Annotated in this window: 16 protein-coding genes; 3 read left to right on the forward strand and 13 right to left on the reverse strand. The window is 63.1% G+C overall.

Annotated elements, in window-relative coordinates:
* Positions 1 to 75: 75 nt before the first annotated feature.
* The 4 genes from ACFJGT_RS07755 to ACFJGT_RS07770 all read right to left on the reverse strand — a co-directional run bounded on the left by ACFJGT_RS07755 (position 76) and on the right by ACFJGT_RS07770 (position 4,647).
* Positions 76 to 1,152 (reverse strand): glycosyltransferase family 2 protein, encoded by a 1,077-nt coding sequence (locus ACFJGT_RS07755; RefSeq protein ID WP_377847542.1) that lies wholly within the window; start codon positions 1,150 to 1,152, stop codon positions 76 to 78.
* Entirely contained in the window at positions 1,124 to 2,251 is a 1,128-nt protein-coding gene (locus ACFJGT_RS07760) for a glycosyltransferase (RefSeq protein WP_377847544.1), read from the reverse strand. The genes ACFJGT_RS07755 and ACFJGT_RS07760 overlap by 29 nt, the downstream gene beginning before the upstream one ends.
* A gap of 61 nt (positions 2,252 to 2,312) precedes the next feature.
* A complete protein-coding gene (locus ACFJGT_RS07765) occupies positions 2,313 to 3,338 on the reverse strand; it encodes a glycosyltransferase (protein ID WP_377847546.1) in 1,026 nt (341 codons plus the stop codon).
* Positions 3,319 to 4,647, reverse strand: a complete 1,329-nt coding sequence (locus tag ACFJGT_RS07770) for a glycosyltransferase family 4 protein (RefSeq protein WP_377847548.1) — start codon at positions 4,645 to 4,647, stop codon at positions 3,319 to 3,321. Before ACFJGT_RS07770 ends, ACFJGT_RS07765 begins: the two co-directional genes overlap by 20 nt.
* Before the next feature lie 248 nt (positions 4,648 to 4,895).
* Here ACFJGT_RS07770 and asnB point away from each other — a divergent pair, with 248 nt between their 5' ends.
* On the forward strand, positions 4,896 to 6,902 hold the full coding sequence (asnB, locus tag ACFJGT_RS07775; protein WP_377847550.1) for an asparagine synthase (glutamine-hydrolyzing): 2,007 nt from the start codon (positions 4,896 to 4,898) through the stop codon (positions 6,900 to 6,902).
* Between the two features lie 343 nt (positions 6,903 to 7,245).
* Here asnB and ACFJGT_RS07780 read toward each other — a convergent pair whose 3' ends face one another.
* The 4 genes from ACFJGT_RS07780 to ACFJGT_RS07795 are packed head-to-tail and all read right to left on the reverse strand — an operon-like array spanning position 7,246 to position 11,834.
* The gene (locus ACFJGT_RS07780; protein WP_377847554.1) at positions 7,246 to 8,586 is read right to left on the reverse strand and encodes a phenylacetate--CoA ligase family protein; all 1,341 of its coding nucleotides are present in this window, start codon (positions 8,584 to 8,586) and stop codon (positions 7,246 to 7,248) included.
* A 13-nt stretch (positions 8,587 to 8,599) separates the two neighbouring features.
* A complete protein-coding gene (locus ACFJGT_RS07785) occupies positions 8,600 to 10,150 on the reverse strand; it encodes a hypothetical protein (RefSeq protein WP_377847556.1) in 1,551 nt (516 codons plus the stop codon).
* Between the two features lie 20 nt (positions 10,151 to 10,170).
* Entirely contained in the window at positions 10,171 to 11,574 is a 1,404-nt protein-coding gene (locus tag ACFJGT_RS07790) for an O-antigen ligase family protein (RefSeq protein WP_377847558.1), read from the reverse strand.
* Entirely contained in the window at positions 11,571 to 11,834 is a 264-nt protein-coding gene (locus ACFJGT_RS07795; protein ID WP_377847560.1) for a hypothetical protein, read from the reverse strand. Before ACFJGT_RS07795 ends, ACFJGT_RS07790 begins: the two co-directional genes overlap by 4 nt.
* 200 nt (positions 11,835 to 12,034) lie before the next feature.
* Between ACFJGT_RS07795 and ACFJGT_RS07800 the strand changes: the two genes are divergently transcribed.
* The gene (locus tag ACFJGT_RS07800; protein WP_377847562.1) at positions 12,035 to 12,211 is read left to right on the forward strand and encodes a hypothetical protein; all 177 of its coding nucleotides are present in this window, start codon (positions 12,035 to 12,037) and stop codon (positions 12,209 to 12,211) included.
* A 275-nt stretch (positions 12,212 to 12,486) separates the two neighbouring features.
* Here the strand turns inward: ACFJGT_RS07800 and ACFJGT_RS07805 are convergent, their stop codons facing one another.
* The 5 genes from ACFJGT_RS07805 to ACFJGT_RS07825 form a co-directional block, all read right to left on the reverse strand.
* Positions 12,487 to 13,728, reverse strand: a complete 1,242-nt coding sequence (locus ACFJGT_RS07805; protein WP_377847564.1) for a polysaccharide biosynthesis/export family protein — start codon at positions 13,726 to 13,728, stop codon at positions 12,487 to 12,489.
* A gap of 60 nt (positions 13,729 to 13,788) precedes the next feature.
* Positions 13,789 to 14,796 carry an SDR family NAD(P)-dependent oxidoreductase gene (locus ACFJGT_RS07810; RefSeq protein ID WP_377847566.1) on the reverse strand — a complete coding sequence of 336 codons (1,008 nt, stop codon included), beginning with the start codon at positions 14,794 to 14,796 and terminating at the stop codon, positions 13,789 to 13,791.
* Between the two features lie 41 nt (positions 14,797 to 14,837).
* Positions 14,838 to 15,527, reverse strand: a complete 690-nt coding sequence (locus ACFJGT_RS07815) for a sugar transferase (protein ID WP_377847569.1) — start codon at positions 15,525 to 15,527, stop codon at positions 14,838 to 14,840.
* Positions 15,528 to 15,540: 13 nt separating this feature from the next.
* Positions 15,541 to 16,716, reverse strand: a complete 1,176-nt coding sequence (locus ACFJGT_RS07820) for a DegT/DnrJ/EryC1/StrS family aminotransferase (protein ID WP_377848942.1) — start codon at positions 16,714 to 16,716, stop codon at positions 15,541 to 15,543.
* A 65-nt stretch (positions 16,717 to 16,781) separates the two neighbouring features.
* A complete protein-coding gene (locus ACFJGT_RS07825; RefSeq protein ID WP_377847571.1) occupies positions 16,782 to 17,498 on the reverse strand; it encodes an NDP-sugar synthase in 717 nt (238 codons plus the stop codon).
* Between the two features lie 252 nt (positions 17,499 to 17,750).
* On the opposite strand from ACFJGT_RS07825, the gene ACFJGT_RS07830 reads away from it, so the two are divergent.
* Complete coding sequence (locus tag ACFJGT_RS07830; RefSeq protein ID WP_377847573.1) at positions 17,751 to 19,886, forward strand: GumC family protein; 2,136 nt, start codon at positions 17,751 to 17,753, stop codon at positions 19,884 to 19,886.
* The last annotated feature ends 29 nt before the right edge of the window (positions 19,887 to 19,915 follow it).

The following is a 19,915-nucleotide window of genomic DNA, read 5'->3' on the forward strand; positions in this document are numbered from 1 at the left end:
CACCACTGGCGCGATGATGAAGGGTCGCTGCCCGGCCGCTACCACGAACCATGAAGGCGATATCTTAACGGAGTGTTAAGCGGGGCGAGCTCGCCTCACGAGTGCGATCAAGGGGGGCTCCACAAGGGCCCAGAGGGAACCAAACCCATAACTGAAGTGAAGCGTAGCCAACGCTATCGGGAGGAGGAGCAAATACGCGCCGCGTTCTTGCCACGCCGCAAGAAGCGTGGCTAACGCCAGAACGCCCAGGTAGGCCAGCAGAAAAATCAGGCTAAGAAGCCCTCCCGGCCACGCAATTGTGATCAGGCCGGCGCAACCCACTGCGAGGACTAGCGCCAGCGGAGCGAAATGCCGCCAGCTCAGGGCATCTGGCCTCTCCCGAGCAGCTCTGACCACCCCGACACCGTTGGCGAAATACTGCCTCCAGAGCGATCTCAGAGTCTGCCGCGGCAGGTACCAGGCTCGTATCGCCGGCGACAGGTAGAGGCCATACCCCAAACCCTGAATGCGCGCGTTGAAGTCGTTATCCTCGGCGCGATGCAGATCTTCCCGCAGTGGCCCCACGCGATCGACGATGTGCTTCCAGTAGCAGCCGTTCCAGATCGCGTCGGTCCAGCCTTCCGCGCCGTGTCGGCGGAATTTCGCGACGCCTACTCCGAAAGGACTCTTGTGCGCGGCGACGATGGCATGGCCGATAAGTGTCCTGCCGGCTGAAGGGCGAGCGATGGCGCCCACGCCTGCGGCGCCCGTTGCCAGCAGTGCCTTTACGCTGTTCGTCACGACATCGGGTTCATAGCGCGCATGCGCATCGAGGCGGTTTACGATGTCTCCCGTCGCCAGTTCCAAGGCCAGGTTGATGCCGGCGGCCGGTCCGCGTTTCGGGTTCCTGATCACACGGATCCTGTCATCCACGTCGCGGAGCCGCAGCAGCGTCTCGTAGGTCCCGTCCTGCGAGCAACCATCCGCGAACCAGAATTCGACAATCCGTTCGTAATCTTGGGCGAGCAAGTCTGTCACGAGCCGGTCGAGGCAATCGATCTCGTTGTAGACGGGCACGATAACGCTGACCGTCGGGCGGCACGGTGGAGCCGTGTTCGGATGGTCGCCGATTGCGCAGCGATAGTTATGCTCGACGGCGAGCGATCTCGTCATGAACACCCCCGAGGACACGGGCCCGATTCACTTCAAGGACGTTATCCTGCATCAGGGCGCGCCCGTTTCGTCGCAGGCGCTCACGAAGCTCTGGCGCGCGCACCATCTTCTCGATCGCCCCGGCCAACGCAGTGACGTCCCGCGGCGGCACCAGCAGAGCGGTTTCTCCGTCCGTGAGAAACGAGGGAATTCCTCCCACTGTTGTCGCCACCGTTGGAAGGCCGATGGACAAGGCCTCGTTGATGACCTGGGGGAAGCCCTCGGTTGTGGAGGACAGGACCATCGCTCCCGCCTTCTCGTAGAGGTCGAAGAGCGGTCGACCGTAGGGAACATAGCCGTGAAACGTAACCTGCGACGCAATGCCGAGTTTTGAAGCCAGTTCCCGGAGCTCCTGGTCCAGGGCACCAGTGCCGACAAGATCGACATGACAGCGCAGGCCGCGCTGGTTGAGCTGCGCCATTGCCTCGAACAGGAAGCGATGTCCCTTCTCCGGAGCCAGCCGGCATACCTTGATGAGGCGCTTGGGATCGGGCCCTGCGGACATCTGCGAGAACATCTCGAACTGCGCACGGTCGACGAGGCAGGGAAAATGATTGTGCGCGCGGCTGCAGAAGCGGCTGTAGATCTTCGTCATCTCCTCGCCGACCGCAAAGACCGTCCGATCGCGGGCCAACCGCTTGAAATCCCATTCGAGAACGTGGGCTGCGAGCATCGCGATGGGGCGCTCCAGCCCGCGATGGGCGCTCATTTGCTCGATGAGGTTCTGGCGCACCATCAGGACGACGGGGATGCCTTGAGCGATGCACATCCGGGCGACGAGCTGGCCAATCGGGTGGGGCCCGCAGATGACGAGCACATCCCAGTTCTTGGATTGCTCGCGCACGGATTCGCGAATCCGACGATACATGCGGGGGTCGGCTCGCCAGAGCTGGTACAGGCTGGGATAGAACGGCATCGTGCATAGAGAGAAGTTGGAGCCGTCCAGGACGTAGGGAGCACGCCCAGGGGTCGGCGCCTCGCGTCCAATGAACGTGATCTGGTCGACGAAGCCAGCAAAGCTCGCCGGGAAGAGGATAAACGACTCCTCGGTCGAGAGCACGGGTCCCTCGCGCCAGAATACTTGGTCGACAAAGAAGGCGACGTGCATTGGCTTCAAGATCTCAATTGGGTTGCTCGCAGAATGACCAAAGCTCGCGTGCGATTTCGACGGGACTTCGCGCGCTTTCGACAGCTGCGCAGGCCGCTTGACCCACGCGTCGGCGCAGCTCCGGATCAGCGACGAGACGGGAAACGTGCCGCGCCAGTTCCGCCGTATCCTGTGCCGCCGTGAACCCGGTTGCGCCGTCATCGATCAACTCGCAGACACCATTGACGCGGGTCGCCACGCAGGGTTTTCCGGCTGCCATCGCCTCCAGAACGACATTCGGCGTGCCCTCGAAGTCTGACGTGAGAAGAAAGATGTCGGCGGCGCAGATCAGTTCGCGGGCATCCGGCACCGCACCGACGAGGCGTACGATGTCATGAAGGCCCAGATCGTCGATCTGGCGTTCGAGATCGCCACGACAACCAAGATTCTCGCCGGCGATGACAGCCTGTACCGGACCATCCGTTTTGACTTTGTCGATGATGTCGAGAAAGCGGTCGAAGCGCTTCTGGCTCACGAGCCGACCGACCCCCACGATGAGGATGGTGTCCTCTTGGAGACCAAGCCGGCCCCGCCACTGTGCGCGCAACGCAGCGACCTCGCGCGGGCTTGGGGTCTCGACCCCGTTCGGCACGTAGGCTGCCTTGGGTCGCAAAGTTCCGCGGCCTGAAAGCTGCTCGAAGGCATCGCGCGAATTGCATATGGCGGTGGAGACGCCAGCGAGGCTGGCCCAAGCCCAGACCGATCGGAGACGAACGGGCAGATCGGCGAATAACGCATTGCGGAAAGATCCGACGCGCTGAATGCCGGTCCCGACGAGGGCCAGGCCGAAGGGGTTGGTGTACGACGACCAGGAGAAAAAGCAGGTCGCGCCCTGCGCCGCGCAGGCGGCGCGCAATTGCGCCATTTTGGCCATTCGGCCCCCGACCAATAGTACGATGGGAATGCCCAGGGCCCGGATGGGACCTTCCCAGAAACCCAGTTCTCCGGAGACATAGACGGTTGGCGCCCAGCGCGTGCGATCACAGTGGGCAAGGAACATGTAGAGCTGTCTCTCGCTGCCGCCTTGCGAAAGCTGCCCGATGAGGACTGCGACCGCCCTCGGGGCACGGGGGCGTGCGGCAGCAGCGGTGACGGGACGGTCTGCTGCGCTGAGAAGGCTTCCCCGCATCATGAGAGGGCTTCTCTGGACTGTTCAGGGCGATTGACGCCGGCTGTAACGGGGGGGCGAAAATCGCCGGCGAGAGCGCGGCGCAGACAGCTTCGAGGCTGTGCCGGCCCTTGACGTAGGCCAATGCGCGGACGCCGATCTGATCATTCAGCGCCGCACGTTGCGTCAGCAGCCGTACGTCGTTGCACAGTTCGACGTCGCTTCCGCTGAGAAGGCCGATACCTTGCTGCGTGATGATGCCGCCAGGATCCACTGCAAGCGAAACGACCGGCACTCCCAGACTCCACGCCTCCAGCATCGAATTCGGAAAGCCTTCTCCGCTCGACGTATTCACGAGGACCTTGCTGCGAGCGAGCAGCGACATCACGACGTCAGCCGGCTGCGGTCCCCAATAGGTGACGTTGCTCAACGACAGCATCCGTTGCTCGAGTTCGACACGGCAGGCGGCGGGCAACGTCGGATCGAACCCGCCGACGACGCTGCATGAGAGATCTGGCGCCGATGTCGCGAGGTCGAGGAAGCTCTCGAGACGTTTCTCCGGACGGATCTGAGCGACCCAAATGGCATCGATCGACGTGCTCTCGAAATCTCTCGGGGCAGGGGCGAAGGACCGGACCAAATTCGGCACGCAGATCGTCCGGCCCTGCAAGCGACGGGCAAGTCGAGCCCGCTGCCCCTCGTGCTGCGCCAGGATCGCCACAGCACTCTGAAGGCCCAAGGCGTAAAGCGGGGCGTGCAGCCAACGCTTGTAGGAATAGGCGTGCCAGGGCCGGCAGTGGTCGTCGTGAGCGAGCGCGTAAATGAAGCGCGCTCGGCCGTCGAAACGGCCAAGCAGTCCTTGCAACACCAGAAAGTCGCTCGGCAGTCGCGCATAGATCACATCTGGCGAAGCGCCCTTCAGGGCGCGCCAGAACGCTGCGATGCTCGCAGGTTTCCGCCATCGCGGTGCAGCGTCGATGCAGGTGACGGAGGCAAGTTCCGTTGGTGGACAATGTTGGCTTCCGTCACCGTAGATCAGGCTCACCTTATGACCGAGCCCCGCCATCGCAGCTGCGAGATAGGCCACCTGGGCCTCGGCCCCGCCAGAGGTCCGTGAATCGCCACCGAGCACGTCGAGCGCACGGCGACCGGGCGAGAAGAAGCACCAGCGCAGGCTCTGACCCTTTAGCGAAGGTTGCATCGAGCAGGTCTCCCGGCCGCATGCTGGACCCGGGGTCCGCTTCCCCCGGCGCCATGCAGGAAGTTGCCCTCAGGCCCAAGCATGCTTGTTCATGCGCTTCTGCTGTCCTCTGCTTCGGAGCACTCGGCTCCGTAACTGCGAGGCGGCTATCTGCGTGGGTCAGTTGATAGACGAATGACCTCTGAACCGAGTTGACGCGCGTCATATTCAGTTTGCTGCCGATGGCGCCTACTCGGTGGACGCCAGACATGCTTGACCGGCTCAGGTCCATGGCTGGCGTCGATACGCTTCCATCCCGGCGGCGTGCAGGCAAGCAAGGCGAAACAGCAACGATGTGCGGCATTTGCGGCTGGTTCGGACCGGCACAAGCGGCAGGCCCCGAGCTGACCGCCGCAATGACTGTGCCCCTGCAACATCGCGGTCCTGACGATCTTGGAATCGAGGGAGGAGACGGCTGGGGCCTCGGCTTCCGCCGCCTCAGCATCCTGGATCTCAGCCCGCTTGGACATCAGCCGATGCGAAGCCCTGATGGCAGCTGCTGGCTGGCGTTCAACGGCGAGATCTACAACTATGTCGAGCTGCGCCGCGAGCTCGAGCGCGCCGGCGAGGCGTTTCAGAGCGGATCCGACACGGAGGTGCTGCTGCGACTGCTCATGCGCCTCGGGACGGGCGCGCTGCCGCTTCTGAACGGCATGTTCGCACTGGCCTTCGTCGACACGAAGCGGCGGAGCTTCCTGCTTGCCCGCGACCGGCTGGGCGTAAAGCCTCTCTACTACAGGGATCAGGAAAGCCACCTGCGCTTCGCCTCGGAACTGAAGGGCTTGCTGGCTTGCCCTGATGCGCCCCGAGAGATCGACCGCTCCGCGGTGGCGCAGTACCTGGCGCTCGGCTACCTGCCGGGCGAAACCTGCATTTTCGAGGGCTACCGGAAGCTGCCGCCGGGCCACGTCCTCGCAGGCTCGCTCGACCGGCCCCATGCGGCGTCGCCGGCACCCTATTGGGACCTGACCCTCAACGACGATCCCGCTCGGCGACCCGTCAGCCCCGCCGAACTGGATGAACTCGAGAGTTTGCTCTTCGACGCGGTCCGCATTCGGCTCCGTAGCGACGTTCCCGTCGGTGTTTTCCTGTCAGGTGGAATCGATAGCGGCCTGGTCGCAGCCATGGCGGCGAAGACGGGGCAAGCCCCGCTCGCGCTGACGGTCGGCTTCGCGGAAGAGCAATGGGACGAAAGTGCGCTCGCTCGCACAACCGCGGCCCATGCCGGGCTTGAGCACCGCGTGATCCCGCAACGCGCCGGCGGGCTCAGTGATATCGACCGGCTGGCTTGGCTTTTCGACGAACCCTTCGGCGACCCGTCCGCCTTGCCGAGCTTCACGCTCTGCGAGGCGGCGGCGAGCCATGCGACGGTGTTTCTCTCCGGAGACGGCGGCGACGAGGCGTTCGGCGGCTATCGCCGCTATGTCGAAAGCGCCCGCCGGGAAGGTTTGATCCGGGTAGCTGGCCGTTTCGGCTCCGTGCTGGATGCGGCGAGCCGTCTTTTGCCGCGGGCGTCGCTCGCCCGCTACCAGCTTTCCAAGCTCAGCTTGCCGGACGGGGGATGTTCGGCGGTTTTCGACGAGCTGCCTGACGACCCGGCGATGGAGCATTGCATTCACCCGGATCTGCGGCCGCTTCTGCGGAACGCCAGCAGCCCGGTATGGGAGAGATGGCGGATGAGCCGCGGCGCTCCGCTAACGGCACGCCAGCAGAAGCTCGATTATAGCCTCTACCTTCCCGACGATGTGCTGGTGAAGGTCGATCGCGCGTCGATGGCTCATTCGATCGAGGTTCGGTCGCCGCTGCTCGATGTCCGCATCGTCGAGTGGGCCGCACGCCTCCCCCGTGCATGCCTGCTGAATCACGTTGAGGGAAAGCTGCCTCTAAGGGCTCTCGCCGCCCGATTTCTCCCGGAGATTACTGGCCGAAGCCCGAAGCGGGGCTTCGGCGTTCCCCTGGGCGACTGGTTTCGCGAACCGGCCGGCCGCGCCATGGTCAGGGAAAGGCTTCTCAACCGCGGCAGCCGAGAGCAGGGGTTCTGGAGCCTGAGCGGAGTGGAGCGGATACTTGATCTGCACAGCGCGGGTCGGAGCCGGGATTTCGGCCTGCTGCTGTGGCGGCTGCTTATGCTGGAAGCCTGGTGGCGCCATTATGCGGCAGGTCCAACAACGCAGCATTGGCGAGCGCAGTCGCCTTTGCAGGGGGCTATCGCGTAGGTGCATCGAAGCGTTACCTGTCCGCGACAGGGAGCCCGCCTTCATCGAGCGTGCCGACATCATCGCACGATCCAGCCTCGATAAGGTCGCTGGCGGCGATCGCAAAACCTGTGCCTGTGCCACGACCCATGCACCCGCCTCGGGTGACGAAATCCAGGTTCAGCTCGTCTCGACCGACCCGTGCGCACTGCAAATGCACCAACCGCCCAAGCACCGGATGCCGCGAACGCTCCAGCTGACCGCGCCCCAATCGCGATATGGATCAAGAGAGCCGCGCGAAGACAGGCTTTTCACAGGCCCCAATACCGATCTGCAAGACCTGGATTGTCCAGGCGATCACTTTCTATGGTCGCTTTACGAGTGAAACGACGTAGCTGTGCTTTCCGGATTTCAGAGGAGGAATATCCTGCAGCGTCTCGAAACTGATGCTGCACGACTCGCCCAGCAAAATCCGAAGCGAAGCGACGATCTCGTCCAAAGCGGATTGCGTCGGAGCCGTCTTCACGACCATTTTGACGACGACGTCGTCGTAGTCGCGCTGGACGATCTGCGTCTTGAGAAGCCAACCGGCCTCGTGAACGACTGTGAGAAAAAAAACGAAGAAGACACCCGATACGGCTGTCCCATCCCTCAGGATAAACGCGTCCGTCTGACGTCCCGAAACCGTCTGCAACCGTTCGACGAACGGCAAGGGGCCGTCCGAGGATTTGCCGACCACGGCGCGATCCCCGAGTCTGTACCTGATGAGGGGCATCGCGAAATTTGTGAGATTGGTGACGAGGACCTCGCCCTCTTCGCCTTCCTGGCAGGGCTGACCGTCAGCCTTCACGACCTCGACGAGGTTGCAGTAGTCAAACACCTCCAGGCCACCGTTCGCTGTTAGCTCACCGGCAATGTCGCCAACTTCGCGACACCCATATCTGTTGAGCGTCGGACAGCCGAACGCGCGCGAAATCTCCTCCCTCATGAACGGGTGCAGCGTGCCCGCGCTGGTGATGACGTGTCTCACGCCGGAGAACCGGGTCTCGCGGGCATTCGCGAAGCGAGCAAGCTCGAAGGCGCAGTCCGCATATGCCTCGATGAGAACGGGGCGATGTTGGCGAATGTAATCCAAGTAACGCAACATCGCCGGCTTGCTCATCTTGAAAGAGTTCGCCCATTTCTGATTGCGAACGAAGCCGCTGATCTTGTTGCGCCACCCCAGAGTGCCGGACAGCACATCCCGATCGGACCCCCAGAGCTTGAGCATGGACTCGCCGGAGTCCCTTCCGGCCCAGCCGTGATAGGTCTCGGTCATGGCGATACCCATCGCGTTGTAATCCTGATCCTGGATCACGGCGACGGGCTCTCCCGAACTTCCTCCGGAACTGTTCTTGTACCAATCTCTCGAGTTCAGATCGTCGCTCTTCAAGCTCTCCTGGGAGTTCTGCAGGAAGTCCCTGGTTAAAGGCGGCACCTTCCCAAAGCCGGCGAGATCAATGACGTCACCACGCACGATCTCTTGCTCGACCAACAGCTTTCGGTAGTGCGGCACGTGTCGCGCTGCGTGTGTGAGCAGTCGCGTCAGACGCTGAGCCCGCAGGTTGCGCCGCGTTTCACCGGGCTGGGCATAAAAGTCAGAGATCAGGGTGCGGCATCGCGGGATCGGGCGTTTCATGACGCGCTCGTCGTAGAACTTCAGCATGGGGCGGCGCCAATTAATCATGTGCCCTCCGAAGTATGAGCCGCGAGATCAGCTTGCGATCGTCGGGGCGGATGATGAGGCCCAAAAGTATGATCGAGTATAGTGCCGATATCGCACCGGCTATTGCCGCGAGACCGATCCAATCGAGCGGTGCCCATATTGCGGCGAATGCCCTGCCAGCCAGCGCTATTCCAAGTACTGCCCCGGCTCCTCCCGCGAGCCGGGGCAGGAACGCCCACCAGTCCAACCCGAGCACGCGTGCGCCGTAGACCGGAAGGATGAGCGTGTTCTTCAAGGTCCAAACGATCGCGGTCGCCGCCGCGACGCCGAGCACGCCCCAATTGGCCCAGAGGGCGAGCGCGACTGCCAGCACAATGTTCACGACGCCGAGCACCAGCGTCACCAAACCCTGCTGTTTCACCTTGTTGTGCGCGGTGAGCACGTAACCGATCGGCCGGCCCGCCAGATTCACGGCCAGATGAGCCACGAGGACTGTCAGGAGCGTATCGAGTTCGGCGAAGTCCGGCCCGAGCCACAACGACAGGAGTGGGCCGCCGAGTCCGCAGAGGAGACCGACCGGCAGGGCCAGCCCGAAGGCGAGAAACCCGATGGCGGATTCCAGCAGTCCGCGCAGACCCGTGGAATCGCCGGTGGCGTAGCGGGCCATGATCATCGGGCTGAAAATCGGTATCACCACCTCGGCCAGCGTGTGTATGAGCACTGCGAAAGCAAGCAGTGCTCCGTAACGACCGGTCATGGTTGAGCCGAACAATGCGTTCACGATGATGAGGTCGACCTGCAGGAGCAGCAGCATTCCGGCCGTGTTCACCGCCGACCAGGCGCCGATATTCAAGAGCGGCCGGAAATGGTGAGGGTCCACATCCGTGAGGCGCAGGTGCAACTGCGGCGTCAGCCGCCGCCACGCGATCACGCAACCGCCCAGGCCGAGGAGGGCGGAGGCGATCAGGCCGAGCCCGACGTGCAGGAGGCTCGCCGGCCAGACATAGAAGCACAGGGCCACGATCCCGACCCTGCTCAAGGCGACCGCGGACCGAATGGCGTTGCGGACGTCGAACCGGTGAGTGATCAGGCTCGATGCGTCGAAGGGGCTGCCGATGAGGAATGTCAGGGCGGTGAAGAAGGAGCCCGCGAGCAGGAACCGCGCCGCGCCTTCGAGCTCCGGCGGCGCCTCGAAGAGTTGAGGAAACAGCCAAACCGCCGGGGCCATCGGAACCAGCAGGACGCAACTGACCGCGATCGTCAGCATCACCGCAGTGTTGAACGTTCTTTGCGCGGCGGACAGATCTCCGCGGTTCAGATCGATCGACAGGTTGCGGTAGATCGCACCGTTCACGCCCTCGCATACGATCATCGCGAACATGACCAGGGAGGACGACAAGGGGACCATCCCGTAGGCCGCAACCCCGAGATGCTTCAGCAGGAAGGGGATGTACCAGAACATGATGCCGGTGTTCAGCACGACGTAAACGAGGCTGCTGCCGACGTTGACCACGAACCGCCCGCTGGCCTCGTCACGCGGCAGGGCGGCTGCACGCGAGTTCATCGTCCCCTCGCTAGCCGCGGTCATGACGACGCTTCGGCAGTCCGGGGGCCGCCCTCCCGTGCATTTCGATTGTCGGCCTCCTGCACCAAAGAGGGGATCAGGAGCAGGACGAGCATCATGATGAGGCTAGCGTTGTTTTCCAACCCGCCCCCCTTGATCCATGTGGCCCCGTACGCGGCCGTCGCTCCGATCACGGTCAAGTAGTATCCGTCCGGGCAGGAAGGAGAGAGCAGCCAGCAGGAACGGGCTTGCACGAAACTCCATATCGCTGATCCGATCACGCAGACGTAGATGATCAATCCGACCAGACCCGTGTCCACGCCGACTTCGAGAAACGGCTGGTGGCTGGGCAGATCCATTCGATGGTTGGTCGCGCTTGTCAGCGACGCGATATAGGGGTGCAGCCTGAAGGGACCGTTTCCGATGCCGGCGCCCAGCAGGTGGTCGCGCATGAACAGAAGGCTCGCTTCCCAAAGCACGGGACGTCCGCCGAGCTCGCCGCCCTCTCCTTCGGCAGCCCTTTGAATGAGTGTGTCGAAGATGAACGGGGCGAAGAGGAATAGGCAAAGAATGATCGCGGCGCCGCCGACGGCCCATTTTCGCGCGGGTCTGAAGAACAGCAGCATCAGCAACAGGAGACCGACTGAAATCGCACCTCCTCGCGATCCGCTGAGCGCGATCAACGCCACGGAGCACAGCATGTAGGTTATCGCGAGGATGAGCATCGACCTCCGGCGAGGCCCGACGCTTCGCATGACCGGCCAAATGACACCGGGGAGCGCCGTAATCAGCATGACGCCCAGGGTGTTCTCATTCATGCCGAAACTTTTCAGTCGGGTTCCAAACACGAAATCCGTGAACAGCAGCGTGTAGGTCCCGCAAAGGATCATGAGCCAACCCATCAGGGCCAACATCCGCATGAAGCGGTCGACAGCCGGCAGCGACCTCACCTGGTTGCAGATCAAAATCAGCAGGATAAAGCTGAACGTCCAGGCGATCAGCTTACGGCGACCTTCGACGAGATCCGGCGCCCAGAGCAGCGTCACGAGCCCCCATGCGATGTAGAGCGCGAAGAGAAGGCAGGTGGGGTTCCATTTGAACGTCTCGGTCCCGCTCAGCACCCGGACGAGCCAGACCCCGAGAGCTGCCACGATCGCGCCGTTGCTGGCGGCCATGTAAATCCCCTCCACCCGAAGGTCCCCAGGCGGCAGCAGGAGTACGAAGGCGGAGAGCAGGGTCGCGCCGAGCGGGTTTCGCAGCAGCAGCAAGCCGCCCGTGGCTGCCACGGCCAAGCCGATGAGCATTACGGGGATGGATGGGTTCCTCAGGATCAGGAGCGCGAGGGCAACGAGCGACAGGAGGCCGGCACCGCCGACCCAGAACGCGAAATGCACGAGCGGTTGCCGCGCCGTTCGGGCCGTCACGGCGCAATCTCCCAAGGCGATCCGCTGGTTCCGCGCGGTGAACGACGGCGGGGCATGTTCATGGCGGCGGGCAGGTTGTCGAGGACAACCGCCAAGTCGTGATGGCGGGCCACAAGGACGAGCGCGGGCTTGCCCGCTTCCCGGTTCATGGCGTCGATATCGTATCGTCGTAGCCAGCGCAGCAGGAACTCCAGCACGGGCTTGGCGCTGATGGGCATCGGCCGCTTGGGCCGGGCCCCTGCTTGGATGACAGCTTTCATCGCCGGGCCCTCTCGCTACGATCGAAACCCTACGTCGGGCGGAGGTCGCAGTCTTGATGAGGATCAATTCGCAGGGAGGTTCCGCCAATAGTGTCCGGATGCCGGGAAGCACAACTCGAAGCCGACCGCATCGCCGAAGAGCAGGAGACCGGACAGCGCATCTCTGAGGCAGAGTGTCGCCCCATGACGGGACGAGACCCATGGCGAAGAAGCCGACCTTGTTGCCCGTGATTGATCTTGATGTGGTCAATGTCCAGGCGGTCGCGATAACTCCCGGAGGGGATCGCTGCGTTCAGCCAGCCGCTGGCGAACAAGCTACCGGCTGTGAAGGGCAATCCGCAGCCGCCGCGCAGTTGCTTGGCCTCAAGCCCAGATAAGCCAAAGCCCCCGTTCCCGAGACCCTCGACCAGTCTCGAAGCACCTGACGATCGACACTTCTCGGCCCGCGTCTCAGAGCGGCCGGTTTCGTGTTCTGCCGGGCGCGTGCGCCGGCGATTTCGTGCTCATGCTCGCTGACAATGCGCCGGTGGTCGCCTGCGACAGCGACCGGCTCCGGCCTTGCTCTGCCGCACCACTGGATCAGTGCGGCAGAGGCCAGGTCATCGCCAGGCCTCCGTGATGGATTCACTGCACCGCCACCGTCGAAGCATCCTCACGTCGGAACATGACTTCGACGGTGTCGCCCGGCGCTAGCTCTGTGTCCTCGGACGCGGGAATACGATCCCAGTTCGTTTGGCTTTTGCGGATGATCGTGACGCCCGGCCGCGTGACGTTGCCGTTCGAACTCGAGGACGGCCATCTGCCCAAGCACACGCAGCTTCTCTACCGCGCCGTCGAGCCGCGCCTTCAATTCGGTCATGCGCAGCTGAGATTCTCTGCTTTCGCGCAGCACGTCGAGGCGCCTCTGGATGTCGACTTTGTCCAGGCGCCAAAGGAGTTCATCCCGCTGTTGTTTGACCTGGGTCAGGTTGGCAATCGTCTGAAGGCGCCGGGTCGACGAAAGCAGGACGGCTCGGCGACTGTCCGTGACGCGCGGGCTCGGCAAGCTGCCAATGCCGAAGAGTTTGTTCACGCGATCAAGCTCTTCCATGTCGGCTTGGAGGCCGCTCTGCTCCCCCTGCACTTGAGTCGTGAGAGTCGCGATCTGCTCGCCGGCCTGTCGCACCGTGCTCTCCAAATAGGCCCGCTCGCTCTTGGCTTCCGTCAGGCGAACCTGCAGGTAACGGGTCTCGACGCGCAGAAAATCGGCGAGCGTGGCGGCCGACACCGACAGGTGTCCGAGGGGCTGTTGCTTGATCGTTTCGGATCCATCGAGTTCCGCGACAAGCCGCCAAGAGACAACATGCTCTTTGGCCAGCGCGCTTGTCGTCGCGCGGTATTCGCGCTCGGCCTCCGCGATGTCGACGCCTGACGACCCTGGGCGGCCCCGCACCGTGCTCGGGCCGCCGGAGAGAGCAATGGCATGGCGCGCCGTCATCTGTGGTCGGTAGACGTACTGCCCCGGGTTGAGCACGTCGCCGCTCACATAGATCGGCCGGTACTCGACGACGGCCGTGGTGACATCGCCAGGCTGAATCAGCACGATCCGCTCGCGCCCGTCGGGCATTCGCTGGCGGAGGATTTTCGCTGCGAAGGCTGTCTCAACCCGGTCCTGCAGCGCCGACGGGGTCGATCCTGCCGCCGTCACGGCCCCCAACATCGGGATGATGATGGTTCCGTCGGGCTGCACCGGTATGCGCTGGCGCAGCTCCGGCATTGCCGCGACGGCGATTTCGACCACGTCGCCGGGAGCGAGCAGGTATTCGGCTCGGCAAGCGCCCTGCGCCCAGAGCAAAGTCATGCCGGCCATGAGCAGCGCTGTTGCCCAGCTCTTGCGGGCGGATGGATGTCCCATCGAGAGCCTCGTTCGGTTATCGAGCCGGCGCCACGCGGCGGTCCAGGCAAGGCGATGAGATCACGTCATGAAATTGCTCTGCGAGCGTACTCTGCCCATCGCAAGGCGGGCCCGCCACCATTCGGTGGTGCGCCCGATGCCTTCGCGGAGGCCGATCCGTGGCTGCCAGCCCGTGACCGCCGCGAAACGGCTGCAGTCCGCCAGAAGCGCACGCACTTCCGAGTTGGCGGGTCGCATCCGGACGCCCTCTTGAATCACCGGTTTGGAAGTGCCGGAGAGTTCGAGCACCAGGTCGATCAGGTCGGCCACTGTCACGGCCTTCTGACTTCCAGCATTGTAAGCTCGGCCGAACTCCAGATCCGGGGACAATCCCGCCATCATGAAGGCAGCGACGGTGTCTTCCACGAAGGTGAGGTCGCGCACGGGCGTCGTGTCCCCGACCCGTATGGCGTCGCAGTTGGGATCCAGAGCCTGGCGGATGAGCGTTGGAATGATCGCCCGTTCGCTCTGCCGCGGACCAAATGTATTGAACGGACGAAGCGTCACGACAGGCAACCCGAACGACCGGGCAAAAGCTTCCGACATCATGTCGGCGCCGATTTTGGAGGCCGAATAGGGAGATTGGCCCTGCAACGGGTGCTCTTCCGAGATCGGCATCTTCAACGCCGTTCCATACACCTCGCTCGTCGAGGTATGGACGATCCGATCCGTCCCGCTCTGACGGGCAGCCTCGAGGATGTTCAGGGTTCCGAGAATATTCGTTTCGACATAAGTCTGGGCGGCGGCGTAGGAGTGCGGGATGGCGATCAGCGCTGCGAGGTGGAGGATGATATCTTGACCCGGCACGACACGTGAGATGAAGGCCGAGTCGCGGACATCGCCGCGGACGAGATCGAGCCGGCCTTTGGTCGCCTCCGGGATTTCGTCCAGCCAGCCATGGCTGTCGAAGGAGTTGTAGAGGGTTAAAGCCGTGACCCTGGCGCCGCAATTCACGAGCGCCTCGGTGAGATGCGAGCCGATGAAGCCGTCGGCGCCGGTCACAAGCACCTTTGCACCGTCATAGGACATGGCATGACCTCCTGGACTGGATATTGCTGGCTTGCACCGGCTCAGGCGCGGCGTTCGACTTGCCTGAGGTCTGCGCTCGCGGCCGAGGTCCAGCCGCAGATCGCGAAGAAGCTCCTGATCATGATCACGACATCGGATGCGAGGCTTCTGCTGCGGAAGTAGTCGAGGTCGATGCGCGCCTTCAGCGGAAACACGACGGTGCGATAGAACTCGTTGACGTCGACGCCTTTGGGGAAGGCGGCGGCCTCGTTGCGGAATATGATCTGGCACGGGCCGACCAGGCCGGGCTTATATCTGAGCAAATCTTCCCAGCCGTTATGGAAGCAATCCGCAAAAGCAAGGCTCTCCGGCCGCGGTCCGACGATCGCCATGTCGCCTTTGATCACGTTCCAGAACTGCGGCAACTCGTCGAGCTTCGTCTTCATGAGCAGGCGCCCGACCTGGGTCATCCGGGGGTCCTGCTCGAGCGTCAACGGGCAGCCTGCCTGGCCTGCGTCGGCATGGAACTTCCTGAACTTGTACATACGAAACCGCCTGCCGCCCTGTCCAAGTCGCGTTTGACAGAAGAGCGTTGGCTGCCCGGATTCCAGCCATATGGCGATCGTTATGAGCAGCATCAGCGGGGTCAGAAAAAGCAAGGCAATGCCGGCGATCAGAATATCGGCGGCTCGTCTCAGCAACGCTTTCGCCATTTCGGATACGGTTGATTCCGGAAAGCCTTGTGCGCTCATGAGAAAGAACTCCTCAGCTACTTGCGAGTTTGGCAGGCGTGCTTTTGTCTCGCGTTACGAACGCAGCGGACGGAACGCGCTCGCCAAGCGCGTCCGCAAGTGCCGATGCAACTCTTTCGACGTCATCGAGCCCCATGCGCGGATGCAACGGCAGCGTCAGCTCATGATCGGTGAAGGCCTCGGTCCGGGGGAGATCCACGTCCGGATAGAGGCTGCGATAGAAGGAAAGACGATGGACCGGCGGATAGTGGATCGTGGTCTGGATGCCCTTCGCACGTAAGTGATCGATCACGTCCTGGCGGTCGGCGAAAGCCGGCAGCACAACCGGCATAATGTGATGGACGGAAGATCGCAGCGCCTCGAAAGGGATGACGACGCTGGGGCAATTCTCGCCAATGCGCCGCCGATAGAGCTCCGCCAGGATCTTCCGTTTCGCATTCCACTCCTTGAGATGGCCGAGTTGAACGAGGCCGATGGCGGCCCTCAACTCGTCGAGCCGGTAGTTGAAGCCGAGCATCGTCACATCGTAGATCGGCGTCCGGCTGGAGCGCCGCTGGAAGGTGCCGCTCGTCAGCCCATGACCTCGCGCACGTCGGATGGTGTCGAGCAGGGAGGGATCGCGGGCGAGGACCACTCCGCCCTCCGCCGTCGTCATGTTCTTGTTGCCGTAGAAGCTGAACGCCGCGGCGTCGCCGATTGCGCCTGCACCCGAAAGCCCGGAGGCATGAGCGGCGTCCTCGATCAGCATCAGGCCCCGCTCACGTGCGAAGGCCTGCCATGGCTCGGGATCGACCAGGTATCCTGCGAAATGAACGAGGATGACGGCTTTCGTCCGGGAGGTGCATTTGGCGGCAGCGTCCTGGATGGACATCAGCGGCTGCGCCGAAGACTCGATGTCCACGAAAATCGGCGTGCCACCGACATAGAGCACGCAATTCGCCGTCGCCACGAAGGTGAGGGCCGGCACGAGCACCTCGTCGCCCGGGCCAATCCCAAGCGCATGCAGGATGAGATGCAGCCCGGCCGTGCAGGAACTCACTGAAACAGCGTCGTCGGCTGCGTGCGCCTCGGCGAAAGCGCGCTCGAAGCTGCTCACCCGCTCGCCCATTGTGATCCAGCCGCTGTCGATGACGTCGGCGAGAGCCGCCTTTTCTTGCGATCCGAGGATGGGCTCCGAGACGAGAAGCATGGGCTCTGCTTTCATGTCCTCTGATTTCCTGACGAGTGTTTCGGGCGTCGTGCGGAGGTGGGGTGCTAGCTGGCCACGGCGAGCAGCGATGGCGCCCGCTCTTCCCACTTGATGTCCTGCGCGTTGTGGAAATCCTCGACGCGTCCGATATCGAGCCAAAGCCCCTGATGCTTGAAGACGTGGATGGGAACGTCTTTTTCGAGCAGGCAAAGCGCCAGGTCATCGAGGCCGAAGGGGATGCCTGCGGGGATGTATTTGATGACATCGGGCTCCATGCAATAGACGCCCATGCTCACGCTGTTGGACAGCGTGGGCTTCTCCGTGAAACTCGTGATGCGGTTGTCCCGATCTTCGATGACACCGAAATCCATACGGGTGGATCGGACCGTCGTGGCGATCGTCAGCGGGCCGCCATGCTTGCGGTGCGCCAATCCGAAGGCTGGAAGGTTGAGGTCGGTGAGCACGTCACCGTTCAACATCAGAAAGCTACTGTCCAGATGCTCCCGCAGCAGCGTCAGCGACCCAACGGTGCCCAGCGGTTCGGCCTCTTGAGAATAGGTGATCTTGAGGCCCCATTGCTGACCGTCGCCACAGAAACTGCGGATCAGGTGACCGAGGTAGCCCGTCGTGATGTAGACCTCCTCGATGTTGTTGCGGCGAAGCCATCGAAGCAGGAGCTCGAGAACTGGCCGCGCGCCAATCGGCATCAGCGGCTTCGGAAGAACGGATGTGTAGGGCAGCAACCGCGTGCCCTTGCCGCCTGCTTGAATGACTGCCTTCATGCCGGCCTCCTTCGATGGAGCATGAAGGCTAAGCGCGCTGCCACAACTCGTCTTGATTTCGGTCAACTTGCAGCTGCCTGTGCCGCAATAGCTTTCGGTCGACAGCTAGCCCGCTTTGCGACGCCAGTTCGATGAACGAAAGCAGAGTCGATCAGCATGAGTCAGAACCCAGGCGAGTTCATCCCGATCGCGAGGTTGTCCAGTCGCGCAGCCTTCGGGGGCGACACACAGCCGTCTCCACCGCCGGAGCATATGTTCCACGAGATCATCAATCTCGTTCGTCGACGTAGGCTCTTCATCGCGAATGTTGTTTTGGCCGGCACGCTTCTGACCGGCGTCGCTGCCTTCGTTGTTCCCCCCGTTTATACGGCCACCGCGCAGTTCATGTTTGAGCCTACTCAAGCTCAGATGGCGGCCGGCCTGCTCGAGACCGTCGTGGACACGCACATCGCGACGATCACGTCGGACGCCCGCCTGCGCGACGTGCTGAAGGCATTGCCTGACCTGCCGCAGTACCAGGTGGTGGCAGCGCGTGCCTTGTCCGAGATGACCAACCCGACGCTGGGAGGGCGGCTGCGGGGCTGGCTTGTCTCGATCGGGAAAGGCCTCAAGAACGTCATTCTCCCGAGTCCAAGCCCTCCGGACACCGGGCAGGCTGCCAACGGGCTGCCGAGCCTGGACGCCATGAAGAACTCCCTTCTCGTGCGGCAGGAACGGCGCTCCAATGTGATCAGCATCAGTTACAGGGACGTCGATCCCGAAAGAGCATCGATCATCGTCAATCAGGTCGTACGGACGCATGTCGATCGCCTGACAGATAGGATGCAGCAGCAGGCGGACGTGCTTCGAACATGGCTCGACCAGCGCCTGATCCAATCGCAGGCCGAACTCGAAGCCGCGGACGAAGCGCTCCGAGCGCATGTCTCGGCGCACGGAACGCCAAGCGCGGACGCAGCAGCGGGTGAGCTGACCGCTGAGACGTCTCGTCAGCTGGAGTTGGTGCGATCCGAGTTGCTGCGCCGGCAGGAGAGGCTCGAGCTGGTTCGAAAGCTGCAGCTCTCGGGGGCGCCGCCGGAAAAGATCGATGCGCTTCTGCGTGAACCTCTGGCCGGCACTCAATCCCTGCGATCCGCAACGCCGATCACGGCGCTCGAAGGCCAGACCGATGCGAATTCCGGAACGATAGCGGCCACGCCCACAGTGTCTCCCGCTGATTTCAAGCAGCGCCTGCAACGTCTGGAGCACGATGTCGACGTCTTCCGCTTGCAGGAGCACTCCCTCGCTGAGCGCATTGCTTCGCTGCAGGCCGTATCCGGCGCCGACCTCGCTCAGCGTCGCGAGCGGCAGGCGCTCGAGAGGCGTGCTGCGACGACCGCCGATGTCGTTCGGGATCTCCTGCGTCAGCAACAGCAGCTGAAAGATCCGACTTCGACGGGAGTTCAGATCCTGGCTCAAGCTTCGGTGCCGCAGCGCCCGAGTTCCCTCAGCCCGTTCCTCTACATCTCGGCCGCGATGATCGCGTTCGCGGTGCTGGGAGGGGGGGCTGCCTCTGCTTTGGAGCGCATGGATCGCAGCTTCCGAAGCGAGCGTGAGCTCGCGACCACTCTGGGAATCGGCTGTATCGGCCTGGTCCCGGAGCCCCCAGAGGGACAGTACAGTGGCCGTTGGCGGCTGCCCGAATGCCCGTCTCCGCCCTATGACCAGGCGATAGAGGCTGTCGCCGCAGTGGCACTCGAGGTCATCCAGCATCGGGGCGATGGAAAGATCCTGGCAGTCACATCCAGCGGACCGGACGAGGGAAAAACGGCGTTGGCGGTCGGCATCGCGACATACGCGGCCCGCTTTCAGCGGCGGGTACTGCTGATATGTGCCGACGCTCCGCGCCAGGGCGTTAAACTAACCGGCCTCAGCAGCGAAACGAACCTGGATGGCGGCGTCTCGGCCCAACGCGCTTCATTCGAAATCCGCCGCGACTCGGCGCTCGGGTTCGACTGCCTCGCCCTCGATGAGATCGGCGATGCCAACACGGCTTCCCTTGTCGGCAGTCAGCTCGCCAACAGCCTCGACAAACTGCGCGACCGCTACGATTACATGATCATCGCCGCACCGGGTGTTTTTGAATCCGCTGGTATCCGCATTCTCGCGGCAAGGGTGGACGGCGTTCTGTTTGCCGTTCGTTGGGGCAGCACCCGCCGCGATGTTGCTGCAAACGCAATCGAGCTGCTGATGAAGCCCGCACTGCTGAGCGGGGCGCCACGACCTAAAGTCTTCACCGTACTCACGCACGTGAACCTGAAGGCTCATGCCGACTACCGCCGGGGCGACACGGGAGAGTTCCTCGGGGAACGCCTGCAGCGCTCCGGCGGCTCCGGCCTGCACGTCTCATAAATGAGGTCTTCGTGATGTGCCGGCCTTGG

It is taken from the genome of Allobosea sp. UC22_33, assembly GCF_042700715.1.
Taxonomy (GTDB): Bacteria; Pseudomonadota; Alphaproteobacteria; order Rhizobiales; family Beijerinckiaceae; genus Allobosea.